This is a genomic window from Corynebacterium tuberculostearicum, assembly GCF_030229345.1.
GTDB lineage: Bacteria > Actinomycetota > Actinomycetes > Mycobacteriales > Mycobacteriaceae > Corynebacterium > Corynebacterium tuberculostearicum_G.
This window is the reverse complement of sequence record NZ_JASPGP010000003.1, coordinates 130986-153605: the sequence shown is the minus strand read 5'-3', so window position 1 is coordinate 153605 and position 22620 is coordinate 130986. Positions and strand designations below refer to the sequence as shown.

Sequence of the window (22620 nt, the reverse complement as noted above, 5' to 3'; positions counted from 1 at the left end):
ATACAATGCGCACTATGGCAAATGAGCAGGTTAATAGTGTGAACGCGGCGGGTAAGAAGCCCCGCTCTTCCTGGGGAATTTATATCGCAGCGATGCTTATTGCCGGCCTGCTTGCCGGTTTTATTTCCCTGTTCCTCCTGGCCGATTCCCTGGCGGCCCTGGGCATTCCGGACCCCGGCCGCATCACCACCTTTGGCCTGCCGCTCTTTCGAGGCGTGGCGTGGATTCTCATGGCTTTGTCCGTGGGCTCATTCTTAGCCTCGTCGTTCCTCATCGCTCCACGTGGGGACAATGCCGCGCTTATCGATGCCCCCTTGTCCGTCGACGGCCACATCGCCGCCCGCACCGGCACCTGGGCCTCCTTTGGTATGGCGGCCGTGGGGCTAGTGGAAATCCCGCTCATTATGTCCGACCTCACCGGCGCGCCCTTCTCCCAGGTATTCGAGCCTTCCATCATGAAAATGGCGCTGACGGAAATTTCCACCACCATTGTGTGGGCAATCTCCGTGCTTATCGCTCTAGTAGTGGGCGTTCTAGGTCTCGTGGGACGCGGCTGGTCCATGCAGCCGGTCCTGCTTTTCTTGTCCATAATGCAGGTCGTACCCATTGGCATGGAAGGCCATTCCGCGGCAGGCGGCGACCATGATTACGGCACCAATTCGCTCCTGTGGCACTTGGTCTTTGTCATGCTTTGGGTAGGCGGGCTTATGGCGCTTATCGCCCATGGTCGGCGCCTTGGCCCCAACCTTGCCTTTGCGGTGAAGCGCTATTCCGGTATCGCCTTTATGGCCATTGTGGTGCTTGCTGTCTCGGGCTTGATTAACACGCTCATCCGCATGAATATCTCCGATCTGGTGGATTCCGCGTACGGAATCATTCTGATCACTAAATTCGTGCTGACGATTTTGCTGGGCATTTTCGGCCTCGCTCACCGCGAGCTCACCATCCCGCAACTGGGCAAGAACCCGCGCCTTTTCATTCGCATCGCCATCGTGGAAGTAGCGGTCATGGCCGCCACCATTGGCGTAGCCATCACGCTGGGTCGCACTGTGCCGCCCGCACCGCGGGATCCCAACCTCAACTCGATGCAGATTCTGATGGGCTATGAGCTTTTTGAAAAGCCCACGGTGCTCAACGTGTGGACCATGTTCCGCTTCGACATCATGTTTGGCACCATTGGCCTGCTTTTAGCTGCGGCCTATGGCTACTGCGTTTACCGCGTACACAAGCGCGGCCTGACCTGGAGCAAGGGGCGCACCGCATGGTTTATGTGCGGTGCGCTGGGCCTGACCCTTGTGATGTCTACCGGCCTAGGCCTGTACATGCCGGCGATGTACTCCATGCACATGTTGGTGCACATGATTTTGTCGATGGCGGTCCCGCTCCTGCTCGTTCTGGGTGCGCCACTGACCCTGCTCATGGAGGCCTTTGAGGCAGGACCGAAGGGGAAGCCCAGCCTGCACGACTATGCTCTGGCGGCCACTCAGTCCAAGATCGTCGCTTTTATTACCAATCCGTTTGTCAACCTCGTGCAGTACCTATTTTTCCTCTATGTGCTGTACTTGTTCCCGAGCCTGTATCAATTCGCTATCTCGGAACACGCAGGTCATCTCATTATGAACTTCACGTTCATCATCTCCGGCTGCTTCTATTTCTGGGAAATCATCGGGCCGGATCCGCTGCCCAAGCGGCACTCCACCCCGTTCCGGTTGGCTGTGCTGTTCCTTTCCATGCCTTTCCATCTCTTTGCCGGCGTGTACCTGATGCAGCTGCAAAGTGTGCTGGGTGCAGACTTCTACCAGTATTTGGAACTGCCCTGGGATCAGGATCTGCTCCAAGATCAACGCGTGGGCGGCGGCATCGCGTGGGGCTTTGGCCAGTTCCCGCTGGTTATCGTCTTTGGCAAACTCTTCCTGGATTGGCTCAGCGATGATCGCGCTACGGCTCGCCGCCACGATATGCAGGCGGATGCGGACGATGATGCCGAATTGGAACGCTATAACGCGATGCTCCAGGATATGGGCCACGGCGATGAATCGAGCTTCCGCGGGCGCTAGCCTGTGGATAACCGGTTAAAAATCACCCCCAAACCCGAGTTTTGTTGACGGGTACAACAAGTTATTCACAGGGTAGGGGTCGCCGGCATGGTGCAGCTTGCGCGCCGGCATCAGGATATGGAAGCGAGCGAGGAAAACCGAACTCGCCTATCCAACTATCCAGCAAAGGATTTTCTAGCACCATGTCCCAATACCCAATTACTTTGACCGGTCGCCTTACTCGCGATCCCATCCTGACCAAGACCTCAACTGGGGCCTATAAGGCTAAGCTGCGCGTCGCCTCTTCCCGCCGAATTCCGGACCGTCAGGTCGATGCCGGCGCTAATGACCCGGAAGGCAACAACCCCAAGGCCCCGCAGTGGCGCGACGTGGACCACCTCTACATCGACGTCGAAATGTGGAATCAATTCGCCATCAATGTGCGCAAATCCTTGGCTAAAGGCATGCCACTGGTCATCGTGGGATCCTTAGTTACCGAACAATGGCGCGATGACCAGGGTACCGATCACTTCCGCACGTTCATTAAGGCACAGTATGTGGGCCTGGATCTGAACCGCCACGTTATCGGTACGAAGCGGCTCGCTCCGCAGTACAACCAGGAAAATATTGCGGTCCCAGAACTGGGGGACAACGCCATCGAACCGGACGTGGACCACAGCCTGCCGCCGCAGCAGGCGGGGCAGGGAGATACCGCTGCCGATACCGCGGCGGACCGCTATCTAGCCGAGCGCGCCGCAGCCGCACGTGGTGGGGAAGAAGAGTCCTTCGACGACGCCGAGGTGGAAGAGGAGGCTGCCGAGGCGGAATCCGCCCCAGTAAACGCCTAAGCGTTTCCGCACCGGCTTGATCGCCTCGGGTGTACCTGACCCGAGGCACTTGGGCGGTGGTTCTGATGTAGTGTTTGTGTAGATAAATACGTCTCCCAAATTTTTGCAAAGGGGTAAAAGTGGGCGAATTCATCTACACGATGAAAAACGTGCGCAAGGCAATTGGCGATAAAGTCATCCTTGACGATGTAACAATGGCGTTCTACCCAGGTGCCAAGATTGGTGTGGTCGGCCCTAACGGTGCCGGTAAGTCCTCCATTCTGAAGATTATGGCCGGCCTGGATCAGCCTTCCAACGGCGAGGCTTTCCTGGACCCGGGTGCCACCGTGGGCATCCTGCAGCAGGAGCCGCCGCTCAATGACGAGAAGACCGTGCGCGGCAACGTCGAAGAGGGCTTGGGCGATATCTTTGAAAAGAAGCAGCGCTTCGAGCAGATCGCCGAGGAAATGGCCACCAACTACAGCGATGAGCTCATGGAAGAGATGGGCAAGCTGCAGGAGGAACTGGACGCCGCCGATGCTTGGGAGGTTGATTCCAAGATCGAGCAGGCAATGGAAGCTTTGCGTTGCCCGCCTTCCGATGCCCCAGTGACCAACCTTTCTGGTGGCGAGCGCCGTCGTGTAGCGCTGGCTAAACTCCTGCTCACTGAGCCGGACCTGCTGCTGCTCGACGAGCCTACGAACCACCTGGACGCCGAGTCCGTGCAGTGGCTGGAGAAGCACTTGGCCGATTACCCGGGTGCTGTCTTGGCCGTGACCCACGACCGCTACTTCCTTGACCACGTCGCGGGCTGGATCTGTGAGGTTGACCGCGGCAAGCTCTACCCGTACGAGGGCAACTACTCCACCTACCTGGATAAGAAGCAGGAGCGCTTGGAGGTTGCTGGCAAGAAGGATGCGAAGCTGCGCAAGCGCCTGAAGGACGAGCTGGAATGGGTTCGCTCCGGTGCAAAAGCCCGCCAGGCCAAGAACAAGGCTCGTCTGGAGCGCTACGAGGAGATGGCTGCCGAGGCCGAGAAATACAAGAAGCTCGACTTCGAAGAGATCCAGATTCCTACCCCGCCGCGCTTGGGCAATAAGGTCGTGGAAGTAAAGGACCTGCAGAAGGGCTTCGATGACCGCGTCCTGATTAAGGACCTCTCCTTTACCCTGCCGCGCAACGGCATCGTGGGCGTTATCGGCCCGAACGGTGTGGGTAAGACCACCCTGTTTAAGACCATCGTTGGCCTGGAGCAGCCGGATGCCGGTTCCGTCGAGGTGGGCGATACCGTCAAGCTGTCCTACGTGGACCAGAACCGTGAAAACATCGACCCCGAGGCAACCGTCTGGGAGGTTGTCTCCGGCGGCCTAGATTACATTCACGTTGGTCAAAACGAGATGCCGTCGCGTGCTTACCTGTCCGCGTTCGGCTTCAAGGGCCCGGATCAGCAGAAGCCATCCAAGGTGCTTTCCGGTGGTGAGCGCAACCGCCTGAACTTGGCGCTGACCCTGAAGGAGGGCGGCAACCTGATCCTCCTTGACGAGCCGACCAACGACTTGGACGTGGAAACCCTGGGCTCGCTGGAAAACGCGCTGGAGAAGTTCCCGGGCTGCGCCGTGGTCATTTCCCACGACCGCTGGTTCTTGGACCGCACCTGTACCCACATCTTGGCCTGGGAGGGCAACGTGGAAGAAGGCCAGTGGTTCTGGTTTGAGGGTAACTTCGGCGATTACGAGAAGAACAAGGTCGACCGCCTCGGTGAAGAGGCAGCCCGTCCTTCCCGTGTGACCCACCGCAAGCTGACCCGCTAAGAAGCTGACGCCTTAACTGAGGAGAATGATGGCAACCCCAAGCGTGCACACGTACCGTATTCAGACCCGCTGGTCGGACTTTGATATGTACGGCCACATGATGAACGCAAACTACATCGAGCTCGCCCAGGAAGCGCGCCTGGCCTTTGCGAAGGAACATATCTATTCCAAGGGCCTCGACTTCATTGCGTTCGTGCGCCACCTCGATGTGGACTTCCAGCGCCCGATGGAGTTCAAGGACACCACTACGGTGGAGGTGGAAACTACCATTTCGCAGATTGGTACCACCTCGTTTACCACCACTCAGCAGGTGAAGAACGCCCAGGGCGAGGTCGCGGCAACCGTGGAGTGCGTGCAGGTAGTCATTGACCGTCAGCAGCAGACCCCGCGTCCATTGACGGATCAGGAAAAGGATATTCTGCACAATACCGCTGCTAACTAGCAGCGGAGCAGAGCACAGATGAGAAAGGCAGGGCCCGAAGGCATGGTCACCGAGACTCTAGAAATTGGAAGCGGTGGACCTGGCCTTCGGGCCCTTGTCACGCGCGCAGTCGGCTTGGATGCGGGCGCTTCGGTGCGGCTGCGCCAACTGACTGACGACGTCGTTGATGTCTTTGTCACCACTCCCTTCGAGGTGGTTGCCTCCCGCCGCGTGCAAGGCGTCGCGTCCCGCGATGGGGCTGTGGTTTCCGCGGCCACGCTCGCCGAGCAGCTCAAAGAACATGAATCTAGCGGCACGTTAGATTTGGGTCCGGCCCGCGATCCATCCTGGCCGGGAGCCTTGCCGCCGGCGACTGGCTACAGCGTGGTCGATACTTTGCCAGTTACCGTGGTGCGCGATCTATCCGATAAAGGCCAACAACTCACCCGGCAATTTTCTGGACCCATGGGCCCGCCGTCCAGCTTGTTGAATCAAACCGTTGTCACGGTGGAAGGCGATGGCACCACGGTTGAAATCCCCATGCGCATGATCTTTGCCTGCACCAACCTGGGGCTTATTCCTGGATTTTCCGCTCCGATGGATGTGCCGCGGCACCTGCGGGTGGCTCAGTTGGGTCGGTGGGTGCGACTCGACGCCCCCTTTGGCAGCATTTACCGTTCCACCCGCTTGTCCTTGTTCTAGCTTTCGCCGCGGGGGCACGTCCCTCTGGTGTTCAACAATCTCGGCGTACCACCGCCCCACAATGGGCGAGGTTGCCCGAAAAGCAGTCTGGATTAGGGGTAGGGGGATCCTGGCGTGGTAGCCTCCCAACCCCTGTGAACAGCATGTTTAACGGGGGCTTTGGTGTAGTTCTACCCCCGCAGTGTGAATTAGTCAGCAGAGCGCCACGCGTAAACGTGTCCTGCGTTACTCTTACATGGTCGATGTAATTTCCTGCACCCACAAGGAGACTATGTAATGCGCATTGCTGTGCCAAAAGAAATCATGAATAACGAGAATCGCGTGGCTCTTACCCCGAGCGGCGTACAGACCCTCGTTCAGGATGGTCATGAGGTCCTCATTGAGACTGGTGCCGGTGAAGGCGCTTCCTTCCCGGACTCCGAGTACGAGGCTGCCGGTGCCAGCATCGTTGCCACTGCGGAAGATACCTGGGCACAGGCAGAGCTGCTGCTGAAGGTGAAGGAGCCGCTCGAGGCTGAGTACCAGTACCTGCGCCCAGACCTCACCGTCTTCACGTACCTGCACCTCGCGGCGGATCGTCCGCTGACTGAGGCACTTGTCGACGCCAATACCACCGCCATCGCCTATGAGACGGTCACCGACCGCCACGGCACCCTGCCGCTTCTCACCCCGATGTCCCAGGTGGCTGGCCGCCTTGCTGCCATCGAAGGCACCCATCACCTGCTGTCCACCCAGGGCGGCCGCGGCCTGCTGGTCTCCGGTGTTCCGGGCACCCAGCCGGCACGCGTCGTAGTTATCGGCGGCGGCCAGGTCGGCGCGTCCGCTGTAGCTATGGCCCACGGCCTTCGCGCCGAGGTGACGGTGTTGGACCTCGATCCGCACGTCCTGCAGCGCTTCGATGACCAGTATGCCGGTGGCGTGCGCACCCTGATCTCCGATCCAGCCACCATTGATAAGGAACTGCAGGAAGCCGATCTCGTCATCGGCGCCGTACTTATCCCAGGCGCCGCCGCACCGAAGCTGGTGCGTGAGGAGACCGTAAAGAAGATGAAGAAGGGCGCGGTGCTCGTCGACGTAGCCATCGACCAGGGCGGTTGCTTCGAAAACTCCAAGAAGACCTCCCACGATGACCCCACCTTCAAGGTGCATGACACCCTGTTCTACTGCGTGGCGAATATGCCGGGTGCGGTGGCCAATACCTCCACCCGCGCGTTGTCTTCTGCGACCCTGCCGTACATCCGCGCGGTGGCCAACGACAGCCTGGATGCCGCGATCAAGCGCTTCCCAGGTCTGGAAGGCGGCGTCATGACTCGCGGTGGCCGTCTGGTCTCCGAGCCTGTGCGCAAGGCCTTTGACTGGGAAGACTAGTCATCACCCGGCGTAGTCAGCGCTAGATACACCACAAGCCCGGCGCCCCCGCTAGAAACGGGGCCCGGGCTTGAGTTATCTAGTTATCTGCGCTGAAGGGGTTGGCGTGGTTACGGGGCCTTGTTAATCATCATGGCGGCCACGCGCTGCATGTGATCCCAAATCATCTCGCGGTAGGCGGGTGGAATGGTGTCCTCGTCGATGTCCGCGAGGGAGTTGCCCATGAGTTCTAGCCACCGGTCGTGCGCGGTGATATCGATGGGGTAGGGGGCGTGGCGCATGCGCAGGCGCGGGTGCCCTCGGTTTTCAGAAAATAGCTGCGGGCCGCCCCAGTATTGTGCCAAGAACCAGGTAAGGCGCTGTTCGGCGCCTTCCCAGTCGTTATCGGGGTACATCGGGCCAATGACATCGTCCCCTTTGACCTGGGAATAAAAGCCGTGGACGAGGCGCTCAAAGGTCTCCATGCCGCCGATGGCCTCATAGACAGAATCCATTTACTCTTCTTCTTCCTTGCGGGGATCGGCAATGCCGATGCCGTGCGGGTAGGGGGTGGTAATACCTTTAGTGTGCATGACATTGAGCACGCGGGACTGTAGGAAACGCTGAACGTCCCACTGCTTGCCCGGCAAGGTCTTGGTCGAGACACGGAAGGATACATAATCCGGCTCAAAGCCAGACATGCCGTCCACACGGGGTGTGCTGAGGATGAGCTTGCGCACCTTTTCGTCCTGTGCGGCTTCTTTCACTGCGTCCTCAATGATTTCGCCGGCCACCTCTGGGTCATTAGAAAGGCCTACCGGAACCTGGATGCGGGCAACAGAGTACTCATCGGAGTGGTTGGCCACCTGGAGAATCTCACCGTTGCGCACGTACCAGAGGGCGCCATCGATATCGCGGACCGTGGTGATGCGCAGGGAGATGGACTCGACATCGCCAAAGACGCCATTGCCCAAATCAACCACGTCACCAATGCCGTACTGGTCCTCAATGAGCATGAAGATGCCAGAAAGGAAGTCCTTCACCAGCGCCTGTGCACCAAAGCCGAGGGCAACGCCGATGACACCGGCGGAGGCAATAAGCGGCGCTACGTTGACCTCTAACTCATCCAGGATGGCGATGACGGCCCACACCCAGACGAAGATGGCGGCGGCGGAACGGGCTACGCCGGCAAGTGTCTTGATGCGGGAGGCGCGCCGGGTCTCGCGGGTTTGGCGCATGGCCTCTTCTTGCTGGCTTAGCTCGGGGTGGTGGGACCGTCCCTTAAATTTCTCGCGGAAGCGCTGCTTATCCAGGCCAGTGGATTTGATGCTGTTGTCAGCCACCTTGTTGATGATGCGGTGGAGCAGCCAGTGGACGATTATGGCCAGGATAAGGATGATGGCGATGCGAATGGGGCGCTCGATAAGCCAGCTTTGCACCTTCTCGTCATTCCAAAAACTGGACACGGACTCGATAGCCGAGTCCGTGGTGGAAGCGGCGGATGCTAAGAATTGCGTATTCATCATTCTTTCTTAGTCGAGGACAAAATGAACTGCGCCCATTGTAAGGGCAGAGGCTGAAAGTGCGATGAGTCGTGGGTGTGCGAGAGTGTGAAAATAAATACCCATCTCTCGGTTGGAAATGAACAGCTTGGTCTAGACTGTGGTGCTATGACTGAACGCAGCACGCAGAACCTCGCTCAAGGCTTTACGTCCCGTTCCATCCATGGCGGCTATCACCCGGACCCGCACATGGGATCTATCAACGTGCCGATCTATGCCTCGACCACGTTTGCGCAAGACGGCTTGGCGCAGCTGCGCGGCGGATTCGAATACGGCCGCGTGGCCAATCCGACCGTGCGCTCGCTGGAGCGCACCCTAGCGGCACTGGAAGGTGCGGAGTATGCGCGCGTGTTTTCTTCCGGCATGGCCGCCGCCGATACCTTGATCCGCATCCTGGTGCGCCCAGGAGATCACGTCATTTTGGGCAATGACGCCTACGGTGGTTCCTACCGCCTGCTCAATGATTTCACCGAGTGGGGCGTGGAGATGTCCATCGTGAACACCAGTGATACCGCTGCGGTGGCGGCCGCGGTCCAGGAGAATACCAAGCTCATCTGGCTGGAAACCCCCACTAATCCGGCGCTAAACATCACCGATATTGCCGCGGTGGCCAAGATTAAGGGCAACGCGCAGGTACTGGTGGACAATACTTTTGCCACGCCCTACCTGCAGAACCCACTGGAACTCGGAGCGGACCACGTGCTGCATTCGACCACCAAGTACCTAGGCGGGCATTCCGATGTGCTGGGTGGCGCGGTAGTTACTAATGACGCCCACGTGGACGAGCGCCTGCTCTACTTCCAGGGCAATGTGGGTGCGGTGAGCTCGCCTTTCGACGCCTACCTTACCGCCCGTGGTATCAAGACGCTGTCGGTGCGCATGGACCGCCACTGCGCCAATGCGCAAAAGGTAGCAGAATTTCTGCAGGGCCGACCCGAGGTCAAACAGGTGCTCTACCCGGGGCTCAAGGAACACCCGGGGCATGAACTGGCGGCACAGCAGATGCGTGGCTTCGGCGGCATGATGTCAGTGCGCTTCCACAGCGCGGAGCATGCCAAGCAGATCTGCCTCAATACGCGGCTTATCTGCCTGGCAGAATCGTTGGGCGGGGTGGAATCGCTCATCGAGCATCCAAAGAATATGACGCACGTATCCGCGGAAGGGTCCGAGCTCGTGCCGCCGGAGGATCTGGTGCGCATCTCCATCGGTATCGAAGACATCGATGACCTGCTCGCGGACTTGGAGCAGGCCCTCGACGCGCTATAGGCCGCGGCACTGGGCCCATAGCGCAGAGGCGGTGGCTAGGAGCGCACCACGGCAAGGAGGGAACCGGCAGCCTTGTCGGTTTCCTGCAGCATGAGCGGGTCCGTGCCCGGCATGGGGGAAATGGTGGTGTCCGGCCACTGGGAATAGGTGGGGATGCCCACGATGTGCAGGCGTGCATCCAACTCACCGTCTGGGTGGACGGTGCGGCGTGTGGCCCCATCCGTTTCCGGCGAACCGGTGGGCTGGCCGTGATCGGGGAAGGGGCGCACGCGGCCAGAATCCACTAGGCAGCGCGTCATGGCATCGCCGGCGGTGCGGATATCGGGGCGGTGCATAAAGGCGTCAACAAGCGTGGGCGCCGAAGCCGAGCGCGGGCCGGAGGTCAAGGTGAAGTGATCGGCCTCGATGGACACGGTGGGGTGATCGCCTAGGAAGTGGGCCAGGCCGGCGTCGACAAGCGCGAGCAATTGGCGCACGCGGAAGAGCGGCGGGCCGGAGCCGATCATCTGGCCAAAGGACATGACCTGGCCGTAGCGGCCGATGCGGGACTCGCGGGTGTAGCGGCCCTCTGCGCCGAGGATGGAGGCCGGCTTGCGCGATTGCGAAAGCGACCACAGCGCGGCCTTGATAGGGGAGTCGTGGCCGGCGGCGGCCTCCCGAATATCGCCTTCCATGGACTGGGCAATGTGCTCGGTGAGCTCAGCGATGTCCCCGGTAAACCCGGCAATCTGGTACATGAGATCGTTCATGTCCCATGGTTCGGTGACCATGGGTGCAATGGCCGCGCCCAGCTCATCAGGGGCGGTGGCATCGATAACCTCGAGGATTTCCGCGCGTGGGCGCAGGAGGGAATCCGGGCGCACGCGCTCCAAGGTGGTGATATATGCCTCGTAGCTATCGCGCGCGATAGCGGGCCAGACCTGGGCGTCAAAGTCGATGTCCTGGGTGCCGCTGAGCTCCGCAATGACCTCCTGCAGGCGGCGGCGCGGCATGGTCGGCGGCAGCTCGCCGTATTCGGACTTGGGGTGGTAGGGGTAGCCGCGGCCGGAGGAAATGATGAAGTTGGGCTCGTTGCCACAAGGCTCATAGCGCAGGCCGGAACGCGCGGAAGGATCCTCTACGAATTTGCCGCCGCGCTCGATGGTGGTCAGCGCCATGATGTCATAAAAGCCCATGCCCAGACCGCGCACCAGCACGTCCTCGCCGCCCGGAATGGCGGCGTAGTCCTGCTCTACCGGGTTATTAGGGGCGATCCAGTTCAAACCGGAAGCGGCCAACTGCTTTTCTTGTTCGGTGTATTCCGGAATCATCCAGCCATAGGCCAGTACCGTGGCATCGGCGTGCACCTCGGAGCCATCAGCCAGGTGGAGGACGTCTTGGTGACCGTCCTCGGCGATGGTTTCCAACCGGCTGAAGTGATTCACGGTGGAAATGCTCTTGGGCAGGCGCGCAATGACCACGTCATAGACCCAGCGCAGGTACTCGCCGTACAGTGCGCGCGAAGGGTTGGACTCGGGGCGGGTAGCCGCGAGCTCTTCGCGGTAGTCCTGGGCAATATGTGCGGCCGGTGGATGCTGCTCAAAAAGCTCGCGCTTGGCGGCGGAGATATTCTCGCCATCGCCGCGCAGCAGCTGGATCCATTCGTACTGAATGGGGCCCTCGAGCACCGGGGCATCCACGGTGGAGCCGGGCTCGGTAAAGAGGGTGACCGCGCCGGCGCGAGTATTCATGCACAGGGTCTTGGTTTGATCCGTTTCCCAGATGCGGCCGGCGCCATGTTGGGCGTCATCGATGAGGTGGACGGTTATGGGGTCGCTGGAATCGTCCATGCGGGCGGAGAGGCGTTCCAAGATGGAAATACCGCGCGGGCCCATGCCGACGATCGCGATTGCTGGAGTAGACATACCTCCTATCGTGCCACATTCAGGCCCTTTCAGGATCATCGGACCTGGTAGTTAGAATAAAATAGACTAGATGGTCTACTGAGTTCTTGTTGTGTCGCCGTTTTGGCAGGTAATACGGTAGACCGTTCAGTCTTGTAATTGGGGGTATGAGTGTGGTCTAATGGGCGAGTACTACTTAAGACTTAAAGGAACTCGAGCTTTTATGAAGCAACTTTCTCGGCTCCTGTGGCCCGTGGCCGCGGTCCTGGCCAGCGGCGCGCTAGCTCTCTCGCTTACCTCGTGCGCCTCTACTTCCCATGCCGCGGAAGATGGCATGGTCACCTATGTCGAGCCCAATATGTTCAACAACCTCTATCCGCCCTCCGGCGGCTATTACCCCAACGGTGGTGTGCTCAATAACATCACGGACCGCCTGCTCTGGCAGGACCCGGATACCCTCGAGCTGCACCCGTGGATTGCGGAGGAGATGCCCAAGGCGAACAAGGACAATACTGAGTTCACCTTCAAGATTCGCAAGGGCGTGACCTACTCTGATGGCTCCCGCCTGGATGCCGCGAACGTGAAGAAGAACTATGACCTTTATGCCCTGGGCGATGAGGACCGTATGCTCACTCCATCGGAGCAGCTGCCCAACTATGAAAAGTCCGAGGTCATCGATGACTACACGGTGAAGTTCTACTTCAGCGAGCCTTCCCCAGGCTTCCCGCAGTCCACCTCCGTGATGAACCAGGGCCTGCTTTCTAATGCCACCCTGGATTTGGATGACACCGGCTTCGCGCCGGGCAACGCCACCGCGATTTCCGGTTCTGGCCCCTTCGTCATTGAAGAAGAAGAGCTGGGCACCAAACTGGTGCTCAAGAAGCGCGAGGATTATGACTGGGCGCCTCCGGCCCGTAAGGATCACCAGGGCCCGGCCGATATTGAGGGCATCAATATCGTGCTCGCGGCCGAAGACTCCGTGCGTGTGGGCTCGCTTGTAGCCGGCCAGTCCGATGTCGCACGCCAGATCGAAGCTCCCGATGAGAAGCACCTGAAGGATCAAAACCTGCAGATTTTCGCCGCGCCCACCCGTGGCGTGAATAATAGCTTCCACTTCCACTTCCGCCATCCACTCTTGGAAGACAAGCGCGTGCGCCAGGCCATCATCCACGCCATTGACCGCGATAACATCCTGGACACCCTCTTTTCTGATTCCTACCCCAAGGGCACATCGATCCTGGCCAAGACGGCCATTGGCTATAAAGATCAGTCCGCGAACTATGCCTTCGATCCAGAAGAATCTAAGCGCCTGCTCGATGAAGCCGGCTGGCGCCCAGGTGAAGATGGCATTCGCGAAAAGGACGGCAAGCGCCTGTCCGTGACCTTCAATGAAGCCGTCCCACAGCCGCGCTCTAAAGAGATGTTCACCAAGGCCCAGGAGATGTTGAAGAACGTCGGCATCGAGGCCAACCTCAACCCAGGTGACCGCTCCGCGCAGCAAAAGGCCATGAAGGACCAAGACACCGTGCAGGTACGCCACACCATGACCGGCCGTGCCAATGTGGACACCTTGGCCACGTGGCTGGATGGCACCGGGCGCAATTCTTTCCTCAACTACGACGAGAAGACCGATAGCTTTGGCGATGAGAAACTGCAGAAACTGGTGGAGGATTACTTCAATCTCAGCAGTGAAAAGGAGCGCCTAGCCATGACCGGCCGCATGCAGGACTACCTGTCCGAACAGGCCTATATCCTGCCCATGTTTGAAGAGCCGCAGGTCTATGGTTTCCAGCCCTATATCGAGGGCTTTAGCACCGAGGCCATCGGCCGCCCATCGTTCTATGCGGTAGACATCAACCCCACAGAAGGGGAGGACTAAACCATGAGCCTGAAAACTATTGCCCTGCGCATCGGCCAAGCCGTGCTCGTCATCTGGGCAACCTTCACCCTTTCTTTCATCCTCTTGGCGGCACTGCCTGGTGACGCCGTCGCGACCCGCTATGACAACCCGAACTTGGGGCTCAACGCCGAGCAGCTGGCCGCCATCCGCGAGGTTTATGGTGCCGATGAGCCGATTCTGAGCCGCTACTTCAGCGCGCTCGGCGGATTCCTCACCGGTGATTTCGGCTTTTCCGTCGCCACCGGTACCGCCGTATCGGAGATGCTGGCAGATGCCCTTCCTTCCACGCTGGCGCTGGCGGTCTTTGCCTTCCTCGTAGGCGTGGTCCTGGCTTTCGTGGTGGCTATTGTCTCCACCTTTGGCCCCTTTTCTTGGCTGCGCAGTTTCTTCCGCAGCTTGCCTTCCGTGATGGTTTCCCTGCCCACCTTTTGGATCGGCATCATTTTGATCCAGATATTCTCCTTTGGCTTGGGCTGGGTGCCGGTCATCGGCGCGAACGACGCCCAAAACCTCATCCTGCCGGTAATTACCCTGGGTATCTTCGTGGCCGCGCCGCTGGCGCAGGTGCTGCTGCGCTCCATCGATGAGGTCATGGATATGTCCTTCGTGCAGGTCGTGCGCGCCAAGGGTGCTAGCGACGCCTGGTTGTTGTGGCGCAACGTCTTGCGCAACGCGTTGCTGCCGGCGCTGACCATGGCTGGCCTTACCTTTGGTGAGCTCGTCGGCGGCTCCGTGGTGACGGAAGCGGTCTTCGCCCGCCACGGCATCGGTGCGCTCACCGTGGATGCGGTGGCTAACCGTGATACCTCGGTGTTGCTAGCCATTGTGGTGCTTGCCGCCGCCGTCTTTGTCCTTATCAATCTGATTGTGGACCTGCTCTACCCAGTGCTTGACGTGCGCCTGCGCGAGCGCGAGCACGAGACTGCATCTAGCTCCGCCACCGCTGCCACCACCGCCGATACCACCGCAACGAACGAGAAGAAGGTCCAAGCATGAAGCTTAAATCCACACAGCTGAAGCTCACCCCGGGCACCATCATCTCGCTGATTGTGCTGGGCCTGGCGGTGCTCTGCGCCCTGTTCCCCCAACTATTTACCTCCCAGGACCCTAACCAGGGCGGGGACACCACGGCGCTGCTGCAACCCAGCTTCCAGTACTGGTTCGGCACCGATGCCGTAGGCCGCGATCTCTACACCCGCGTTGTCTATGGCGCGCGCCAATCCCTACTTGGCGCGTTGCTGGCCGTACTTTTCGGCCTCATCGTCGGCACCATCTTGGGCATCATCGCCGGCGTGCGCCGCGGCTGGGTCGATGCCGTCATCATGCGCATCGTGGACGTGCTGCTGTCCATCCCCGGCCTCTTGCTCTCCCTGTCCGTCATCATCGTGCTGGGCCACGGCATTTTCAATGCCGCCATCGCCGTAGGTATCACCTCGGTGGCCACCTTTGCGCGCCTTGCACGCTCCCAGGTGCTTAGCGTTGCCGGCTCCGATTTCGTCGAGGCCGCCTATGGCTCCGGCGGTTCTTCCTTCCAGGTGCTCGTGCGCCATATTCTTCCCAATTCACTCACCGCGGTCTTCGCTGTAGCAGCCCTGCAATTTGGCCTGGCCATTTTGCAGCTAGCCACCCTAGGCTTCCTGGGCTATGGCGCACCGCCCCCAACCCCGGAATGGGGTCTTCTCATCTCTGAATCGCGCGATTACATCGCCACGGCCGGCTGGTTGACCATCGCCCCGGGCATTGTCATCGTCGCCGTGGTTCTCGCGGCCAACCACCTCAGCCAGACACTGCGAAAGGCGGCCTAATGTCCCTGCTTAGCATTAGTGATTTATCCATTACCTACCGCACCGCGCACGGTGAGGTAGAAGCGGTAAGCGGCATTGAGCTCGAGGTAAACCCTGGCGAGATGACCGCCATCGTGGGCGAGTCCGGTTCCGGTAAGTCCACCTCCGCCATGGCCGCCATCGGCCTGCTGCCAGACAATGCTTCGATTGTCTCCGGCACCATTACTTTCGACGGCCGCGACGTCACCCAGTATTCCCAAAAGCAATGGCGAGAGCTGCGCGGTCGCCGCATTGGTTTGATTCCGCAGGATCCCAATAACTCGCTTAACCCGCTCAAGACCATCGGTGCCTCGGTGGAGGAGGGCATGGCCATCCACGGGCAGGGCGATAAGGCCTCCCGGAAGAAGCGTGCACTGGAGCTTTTGGAGCGCGTAGGCATTGATGATCCGCAGCGTCGCTATCACCAGTACCCGCATGAGCTATCCGGCGGCATGAAGCAGCGCGTGCTCATTGCCGCGGCCGTGGCATTGGAGCCGGAGCTCATCATCGCCGATGAGCCTACCTCCGCGCTCGATGTCACCGTGCAGAAGATCATCCTGGACCTCCTGGATGAGATGCGCGAAGAGCTCACCATGGGCATCCTTTTCATTACCCATGATCTGGCCGTGGCAGGCGACCGTGCCAATAACATCGTGGTGATGGAAAAGGGCACCGTCCGCGAGTCGGGCGTTGCTGCCCGCGTCCTCACCGACCCCCAGCACGCCTACTCCAAGCGCCTGCTTGCCGACGCCCCCTCGCTCACCGCCCCCACTTCCTCCCAAGCCGCCTCTCCTGTGCGGGCCGCCGCGCCCGCGCAACGCGAAACCCTGCTCGAGGTGGAAGGGCTGAGCCAACGCTTCGGGGATTTCACCGCGGTAGAAGACATCAACTTTTCCGTGGCGCGCGGCACCACCCATGCATTGGTGGGGGAGTCCGGCTCCGGTAAGACCACCACCGGCCGCGCCATTTCCCTGTTGAGCACGCCCACCTCTGGCAGCATTCGCTTGGGCGGGGAAGACATTAGCTCCGCCCGTGGCAAGCGCCGTCGCGAGCTGCGCCGTTCCATCCAGATGGTTTACCAGAATCCTTTTGGCTCGCTGGATCCGCGCTTGAGCATCGGCGATACCATCGCCGAACCGGTGCGCAATTTCACCGGCGCTTCCAAGCGGGATGCGCGTGCCAAAGCACGCGAATTTCTTGATTTGGTGGCCTTGGATTCTTCCATGGCTTCCCGCCGTCCCCGCGAACTCTCCGGTGGTCAGCGCCAGCGCGTGGCCATCGCCCGCGCCATGATCATTGAGCCCGATCTCGTGGTGCTTGATGAGGCCGTGTCCGCGCTCGACGTCACCGTGCAGGCACAGATCCTGCGGCTGCTCGACGAGCTGCAGCGCGAGCTGGAGCTTACCTACATCTTCATCTCCCACGATCTGGCGGTAGTCAACCAAATTTCCGATACCGTTTCCGTGCTCTCCCACGGCACGCAAGTGGAATCCGGACCTACCGCGCAGGTCTTTGCGCATCCGGAAACCGAGTACACGCGCCAGCTAATTGACGCCATCCCAGGCTCCCGCTATCGTGCCGGAGACCTAAACTTGGGGCTATAACCGCGTCCCAGAAAGGTTGGACTGAGAATATGACCGACATTATTAATGAGCTCTCCCACGCCAGCGCTGAGGTGCAACAGCTGCGCCGTGCGCGCCACGATGCACAGGACAATGCGCAGCTAAGCTTTAGCGCTTTGCTCGAGCCTGCAGAACCAGGCGAGTTCTCCTATACGGAGCGCTATGCCGTAGCGGCTTTTACCGCTGCAATCTACCAGGCGAGCGAGGCTGCGGATATCTACTTCGACTTGCTGGAAGATGAGGCCGACGAGGACCTTGTTGCCGCCGTGCGCGCCGCGAGCCAGCGCGGTGTGTCCACCGGCCCATATCACCAGGGTGATTTCCTTATCTTCGGCGATACCTCCGCGGAAGCCGCGCTGGGCACGCGCCTAGCTGCGGCCTTCGATTGGGCGCACCTTCTGGCCTTCCACCCTAAGGATGCCTCCCCGCAGGCCATCGGACACCTCGATGCCGCAGGATGGTCCGCTACGGACATCGTCAGCCTGTCCCAGCTGGTGGCATTTTTGGCCTTCCAGCTGCGCGTGGTCCACGGCCTGCGCGTACTTTCTGGCGAGGATCCCGCATCTCACCCTGCAGCCGAGCGCGCCGCCGGCGTGGCCGATCCGGGTTGGGAGGTTACTGCGAATTCGCTGCAGCCCGATACCGTGCTGCCGGATCACTTTGTCAACCACTCCCTGGGCTGGAAGCCTTGGGTAGAGGCGCTGGCGAAGGAGGATTTCACCGCGGTGCATACCGATGCCCTCATCAAGCCAGAGCGTATCGATTCCGAGTACTTCCGCTTGCTTGCCCGCGACCCTGCGGCCTTGAAGGCGCGCACGCTGACTGACCTAGACATCTTCTATAACACCGAAGGTGGCCTCTCCCGTGCGGACCGCGAGCTCGCCGCTACTGTGGCCTCGCGCTACAACGGCTGCGAGTACTGTGCCTCCGTGCACCAGGCGCGGTGCGTCCAGGAAGGCGGCGACCGTGAAATCGTAGACCGCCTCTTGGACGAGGGCATCGATGCCGACCTTGGCTCAAAGGAATGGGACCTTATCCGTCGCGCCGCCGTGGCGCTGACGGAAACCCCGTTTGCCTTCGATGCGGCACTATGCGCGGACCTGCGTGCGGCCGGATTCGATGATCAGTCCATCCTGGACCTCATCTACGCTTCCTCCTTCTTCAACTGGGCTAATCGTTTGATGCTCACCCTGGGCCAGCCGGACGTGCCTAAGCGCTTCCGCTAACTGCCTACCGTCGGTGACTGCTCCGGCGCGGCGCTGAAGGCGAAGGATCCCTATGATGGGGCGGCATGACTGATACTAAGAACGTCACCGCACCAGCACACTCGGAGAGCGAAGCCCCGCAGAAGGTCGCCGTCGTCACCGGCGCTACCGGCGGCATGGGCCGCGAAATCATCGCTGACCTGGCCGGTGATTACCACGTGTATGCACTGGGCCGTAGCGCGGCAGAACTGCCCGAATCGGACTCCATTACGCCGGTGGCCATCGACCTCGTCGCCGGTCTCGATGAAGGTATGAAGCTGCCGGAGCTAGACCGCGTGGACGTGCTCGTCCACGCTGCTGCACGGGCTACTAAGTACTCCGTGGAGGAAGCCACGCCGGAAAATTGGCGCGCCCATATGGACCTCAACGTGCACGCCCCTGCTGAGCTGACCCGCGCCTTGCTGCCGCAGCTGCGCAAAGCGGAAGGCACCGTGGTCTTTATTAATTCTGGCGCTGGACGCCACAGCTACGGCGATAACGTCATCTACGCGGCGACCAAGCACGCGTTGTATGCACTCGCCGATGGACTGCGCATCTCTGAGCCGGGAATCCGCGTATCTACTGTGGCTCCGGGGCCTACCGATACTCCGATGCTGAAGGGGCTGCAGGATTATGATCCCTCCCAGGTTATTGCCCCGGCTGAGGTGGCTCGTGCCATTCGTACCGTGGTGGAGGCAGGGCCCACCACCCAGTTGACGGAAATCCAGGTCAAGCCGCGAATCGAGCTACATCTACGCAAGTAGGAACGCAAGTAGTGGTAATGGACATCACACATTAATGGGGTTGGTTTCCAGGGGTGTCCATTACACTCGGGGGCTGTGACTTCCCAAAGCCGAAAGCGGCCCGCCTATCTCCGTATCTCGGATGCCCTACGCGACAAGATCGAACGCAATGAATTAGAACCCGGTCAGAAATTTCCTACCGAACGCGAATTGGTCCGAGAATTTCATGTTGCGCGCATGACCGTGCGCCATGCCTTAGACATTTTGGAAGTAGAAGGCCTCATTGACCGCCGCCGCGGGCGCAGTGGTGGCACCTACGTGCGCACGGTTCCCCCTACACTGAGCCTGACCAACAAGGACAATATCGTCACCCAGCTGCGCGAGCGCGGGCACGACACTGCCGTGCGCGTGGTCTCCGTTAACAAGGCCCACGTGCCCAAGCATGTGGCAGCGGTCCTGGATGTTAGCGATTCCACCTTTGCGTGGGATATCAAGCGCGTCTATACCGTCGATGGCAAGCCCGTCATCCTCTCGCGCTACACCATCCCGGTAGATATGGCTCCCGATCTCAATCAGCACGATCTGCGCGAGCCCATCATGGAAATCCTGGCTGGCTACAACCTCAAGCCCGTCTTTAAGCGCGAGAGCATGCGTGCCGCTACCGCTCGCACCGAAGAGCAGAAACTTTTGCACGTGAGCCGATCGCACCCGCTGCTTCGGTTCGTGCGGTTGCTAAAGACTAAATCGGGCGCGGTCTTTGCCTATATTGAAGAGTCGCTGCGCTCTGATATCGCCAACGTCGAGGTGGTCCTAGGCGAGGATCCCGCGCCGCAACCCCTACCAGGCGAGGGTAACGGCGCGGGAAAGCCGGCTTAGCTAGCGTCGACCTGGCGGTTGCGCAGCGCGCGGGCCACGCGGTCACGCTGCTCAGTGACCGTACGGCGCAGACCACCCGGCAGCTCCTTCTTCAAGAAGGCATCGGCGCGGTCTAGGCCCTTGTGCGTGATATCCCAGGAAGGGAAGAGGCCCGTTACGGTGGTCAGTGCCACCTCGGAGGACTGGGAAGACCATACCTTTTCTGCGATATCGAAGAACTCCGCGGTGGGCAGGAATTCATCGCTATGCGGGTAGAGCAGGCCTTCCAGCTTGGAGGTGAGCTCGCGGTTGGTGAGATTTCCCGCCACGATTTCTTCCCATACCGCGCGCTTGTTCTCCGCAGTTGCCACGGCTGCGCGGGCACGCAGGGAAGAGTAGTAACCGGTGGCGGAGTTATCGCGCTCGAGTTGCGCATCCGCGGCAGCAGGGACGTCCTCTACCGCGCCATCGGCGGCAAGTGCCGCCAGTGCGGACCAGCGCAGTCCCGCATCCGCGGAGGACTCGAGCACGCCGCGCAGATAGTCGCGCGCGCTATCGTGCAGGCGAATCTTCGCCAGCGCCTGGGTGCAGATGATGGAGCGCTGGGCATCGGGGCTGTGGGCGCCGTCGAGGAGGGCGTCGGCAAGCAGGGTGCTCTGGGCGGCCCACTGTGGATCGGCATAGTTCTTCAGCGCGCTAGACGCCTGCAAGACAATGCGCTCGAGGACGGCGAGCTCCGTCTCCGCCTGCATGCCGCGGGCAACCAGCTGGATGAAATCGCGGGCGCGCATAATACCGGCGCGGGTCATCTCCCAAGCAGTAGACCAGCACAGGGTGCGGGCCATGGGATCGGCGAACTTATCAATATTGTCCAGCAGGAATTGCAGGGAACCCGCGTCCAGCTTGATGAGGCAATAGGTCAGGTCATCGTCGTTGGGCAGCAGGAAATCAATGTCTGCCAACTGGCGGCCGATGAGCTCTGGAATCTCGGTGGAAGCGCCATCAATATCCATTTCGATGCGATCGGTGCGCACCACCTTGCCATCCTGCAGGTTATACAGGCCTACCGCCACGCGGTGGGTGCGCAGGGTATCGCCGCCCTGGGTGAGGTAAGCATGGGTAATCATGCCGGACTCATCCGCATTGAGCGCCACGCTGAGCGTATTGATGCCGGAGGTCTTGAGCCACTGTTGAGCCCAGAAGGAAAGGTCGCGGCCGGAGGCCTCTTCTAGGTGGCGCAGCAGATCATCAAAGGTGGCATTGCCCCATGCATGGGCGGCGAAGTGGCGGCGCACACCGGCCAGGAAGTTGTCGCGGCCGACATAAGCCTGCAGCTGCTTCAGCACTGAAGCGCCCTTGGCGTAAGTGATGCCATCGAAGTTTTGCTCCACCGTTTCGATATCGCTGGCATCGGTGGAAATTGGGTGGGTGGTCGGCAGCTGATCCTGCTGATACGCCCAGGATTTCTCCACATTGGCAAAGGTCACCCACGCGGTATCGTATTCGGTTTCCTCCGCCTGGGAGATGGCGGCGGACCAGGTGGCGAAGGACTCATTGAGCCACAAATCGTCCCACCACTGCATGGTGACCAGGTCACCGAACCACATATGCGCCAATTCGTGCAGGACGGTATCGGCGCGGCGCTCATACTTATAGTGCGTGGCCTGGGAAGTAAAGACGTACTCATCGCGGATGGTAACGCAGCCGGCATTTTCCATCGCGCCGGCGTTGAACTCCGGCACGAAAATTTGGTCATACTTGCCAAAGGGGTAGGGGAAACCGAAGTTGCGGTGGTAGAAATCAAAGCCCTGCTTGGTCTCAGTAAATAGGCGCTCGGCATCCAGTGCGTGGGCGAGCGAAGCGCGGCAGTAGATGCCGAGTGGCACCTCGAGCTTTTGGGCCGGCTTGCCCTCTGGGTGTGCGGTCAGCTCGCCGCGCCAGGTATCGGTGACCTCGTGGTACGGGCCGGCGCAGAGGGCCACTAGGTAGGTGGACAACGGGTAGTCAATGGTCGTGCTGGCTACATCGCCTTCCCAGCTCACCGGGCCATTGCTAATGATGGTCCACTCTTCGGGCGCCTTGAAATGCAGCGCGTAGGTGGCCTTCATATCCGGCTGGTCAAAGCAGGCGAAGACGCGCTTGGCATCGGCGGTTTCAAACTGGGTATAAAGGTAGACCTTGTTATCGGCGGGGTCTACAAAGCGGTGCAGGCCCTCACCGGTGCGGGAATACGGGATTTTGGCGGTGACTTCTAGCGTGTAATCGGCTACCTGGAGGCCAGACAGTGGAATGCCGTAGGTGGGGTTATAGGAGTCAGTGGGCAGCGGGTTGCCGTTGAGGCGTACCTCCTGGATTTCCTCGGCGCGCAGATCAATAAAGGTGGAGCCGATCTCCTGCGAGGTGAAGCTCACCTTCGTGGTGGACAGGAAGTGGGTATCCGAATACTTGAGGTCTAAAGTGACATCGTAGTGGTCCACCTCGATCATTCGGGAGCGCTGGGCAGCTTCCTCGCGAGTTAGGTTTATAGAGGTCATAGCCTATATTCTCCTTCTAAGCTGAAAAATAGTTCTGCATCCAC

At 60.2% G+C, this 22620-nt stretch carries 18 protein-coding genes; 14 read left to right on the top strand and 4 right to left on the bottom strand.

All coding sequences use genetic code 11. From position 1 onward, the window contains the following. Positions 1 to 5: 5 nt before the first annotated feature. The 6 genes from QP884_RS03360 (at position 6) to ald (ending at position 7165) form a co-directional block, all read left to right on the top strand. Positions 6 to 2057, top strand: coding sequence for a cytochrome c oxidase assembly protein (locus QP884_RS03360; protein ID WP_284820706.1), 2052 nt, complete (start codon positions 6 to 8; stop codon positions 2055 to 2057). A gap of 182 nt (positions 2058 to 2239) precedes the next feature. Beyond that, positions 2240 to 2884, top strand: a complete 645-nt coding sequence (locus tag QP884_RS03355; RefSeq protein ID WP_284820704.1) for a single-stranded DNA-binding protein — start codon at positions 2240 to 2242, stop codon at positions 2882 to 2884. A 119-nt stretch (positions 2885 to 3003) separates the two neighbouring features. Beyond that, positions 3004 to 4674 carry an energy-dependent translational throttle protein EttA gene (gene ettA, locus QP884_RS03350; protein ID WP_204611117.1) on the top strand — a complete coding sequence of 557 codons (1671 nt, stop codon included), beginning with the start codon at positions 3004 to 3006 and terminating at the stop codon, positions 4672 to 4674. 25 nt (positions 4675 to 4699) lie between these two features. Further along, the gene (locus QP884_RS03345; RefSeq protein ID WP_284820702.1) at positions 4700 to 5116 is read left to right on the top strand and encodes an acyl-CoA thioesterase; all 417 of its coding nucleotides are present in this window, start codon (positions 4700 to 4702) and stop codon (positions 5114 to 5116) included. A 42-nt stretch (positions 5117 to 5158) separates the two neighbouring features. After that, positions 5159 to 5797, top strand: a complete 639-nt coding sequence (locus tag QP884_RS03340) for a hypothetical protein (RefSeq protein WP_150851296.1) — start codon at positions 5159 to 5161, stop codon at positions 5795 to 5797. 276 nt (positions 5798 to 6073) lie between these two features. Then, complete coding sequence (gene ald / locus QP884_RS03335; RefSeq protein ID WP_284820700.1) at positions 6074 to 7165, top strand: alanine dehydrogenase; 1092 nt, start codon at positions 6074 to 6076, stop codon at positions 7163 to 7165. A gap of 110 nt (positions 7166 to 7275) precedes the next feature. Here the strand turns inward: ald and QP884_RS03330 are convergent, their stop codons facing one another. Beyond that, on the bottom strand, positions 7276 to 7659 hold the full coding sequence (locus QP884_RS03330) for a globin (protein WP_284820698.1): 384 nt from the start codon (positions 7657 to 7659) through the stop codon (positions 7276 to 7278). After that, positions 7660 to 8670 carry a mechanosensitive ion channel family protein gene (locus QP884_RS03325; RefSeq protein WP_034668054.1) on the bottom strand — a complete coding sequence of 337 codons (1011 nt, stop codon included), beginning with the start codon at positions 8668 to 8670 and terminating at the stop codon, positions 7660 to 7662. Positions 8671 to 8814: 144 nt separating this feature from the next. On the opposite strand from QP884_RS03325, the gene QP884_RS03320 reads away from it, so the two are divergent. Next, entirely contained in the window at positions 8815 to 9972 is a 1158-nt protein-coding gene (locus QP884_RS03320; protein ID WP_049377243.1) for a cystathionine gamma-synthase, read from the top strand. Positions 9973 to 10007: 35 nt separating this feature from the next. On the opposite strand, the gene QP884_RS03315 is transcribed toward QP884_RS03320, so the two are convergent. Continuing rightward, positions 10008 to 11876 carry an FAD/NAD(P)-binding protein gene (locus QP884_RS03315; RefSeq protein ID WP_284820695.1) on the bottom strand — a complete coding sequence of 623 codons (1869 nt, stop codon included), beginning with the start codon at positions 11874 to 11876 and terminating at the stop codon, positions 10008 to 10010. Between the two features lie 202 nt (positions 11877 to 12078). Here QP884_RS03315 and QP884_RS03310 point away from each other — a divergent pair, with 202 nt between their 5' ends. From QP884_RS03310 to QP884_RS03280, 7 genes are all read left to right on the top strand, one after another. Then, the gene (locus tag QP884_RS03310) at positions 12079 to 13734 is read left to right on the top strand and encodes a TIGR04028 family ABC transporter substrate-binding protein (RefSeq protein WP_284820694.1); all 1656 of its coding nucleotides are present in this window, start codon (positions 12079 to 12081) and stop codon (positions 13732 to 13734) included. Positions 13735 to 13737: 3 nt separating this feature from the next. Next, positions 13738 to 14751: an ABC transporter permease gene (locus tag QP884_RS03305; protein WP_284820693.1), complete on the top strand. Its 1014-nt coding sequence runs from the start codon at positions 13738 to 13740 to the stop codon at positions 14749 to 14751. Beyond that, positions 14748 to 15560 (top strand): ABC transporter permease, encoded by an 813-nt coding sequence (locus tag QP884_RS03300; protein ID WP_284820691.1) that lies wholly within the window; start codon positions 14748 to 14750, stop codon positions 15558 to 15560. Before QP884_RS03305 ends, QP884_RS03300 begins: the two co-directional genes overlap by 4 nt. Continuing rightward, on the top strand, positions 15560 to 17182 hold the full coding sequence (locus QP884_RS03295; protein ID WP_284820689.1) for an ABC transporter ATP-binding protein: 1623 nt from the start codon (positions 15560 to 15562) through the stop codon (positions 17180 to 17182). Before QP884_RS03300 ends, QP884_RS03295 begins: the two co-directional genes overlap by 1 nt. A gap of 29 nt (positions 17183 to 17211) precedes the next feature. Beyond that, the gene (locus QP884_RS03290; RefSeq protein WP_284820688.1) at positions 17212 to 18426 is read left to right on the top strand and encodes an alkylhydroperoxidase domain protein; all 1215 of its coding nucleotides are present in this window, start codon (positions 17212 to 17214) and stop codon (positions 18424 to 18426) included. Positions 18427 to 18491: 65 nt separating this feature from the next. Then, on the top strand, positions 18492 to 19208 hold the full coding sequence (locus tag QP884_RS03285) for an SDR family oxidoreductase (RefSeq protein ID WP_284820687.1): 717 nt from the start codon (positions 18492 to 18494) through the stop codon (positions 19206 to 19208). Positions 19209 to 19283: 75 nt separating this feature from the next. Beyond that, positions 19284 to 20063, top strand: coding sequence for a GntR family transcriptional regulator (locus QP884_RS03280; RefSeq protein WP_284820686.1), 780 nt, complete (start codon positions 19284 to 19286; stop codon positions 20061 to 20063). Here the strand turns inward: QP884_RS03280 and pepN are convergent. Further along, complete coding sequence (gene pepN, locus QP884_RS03275; RefSeq protein ID WP_284820685.1) at positions 20060 to 22576, bottom strand: aminopeptidase N; 2517 nt, start codon at positions 22574 to 22576, stop codon at positions 20060 to 20062. The genes QP884_RS03280 and pepN overlap by 4 nt on opposite strands. Positions 22577 to 22620: the final 44 nt, after the last annotated feature.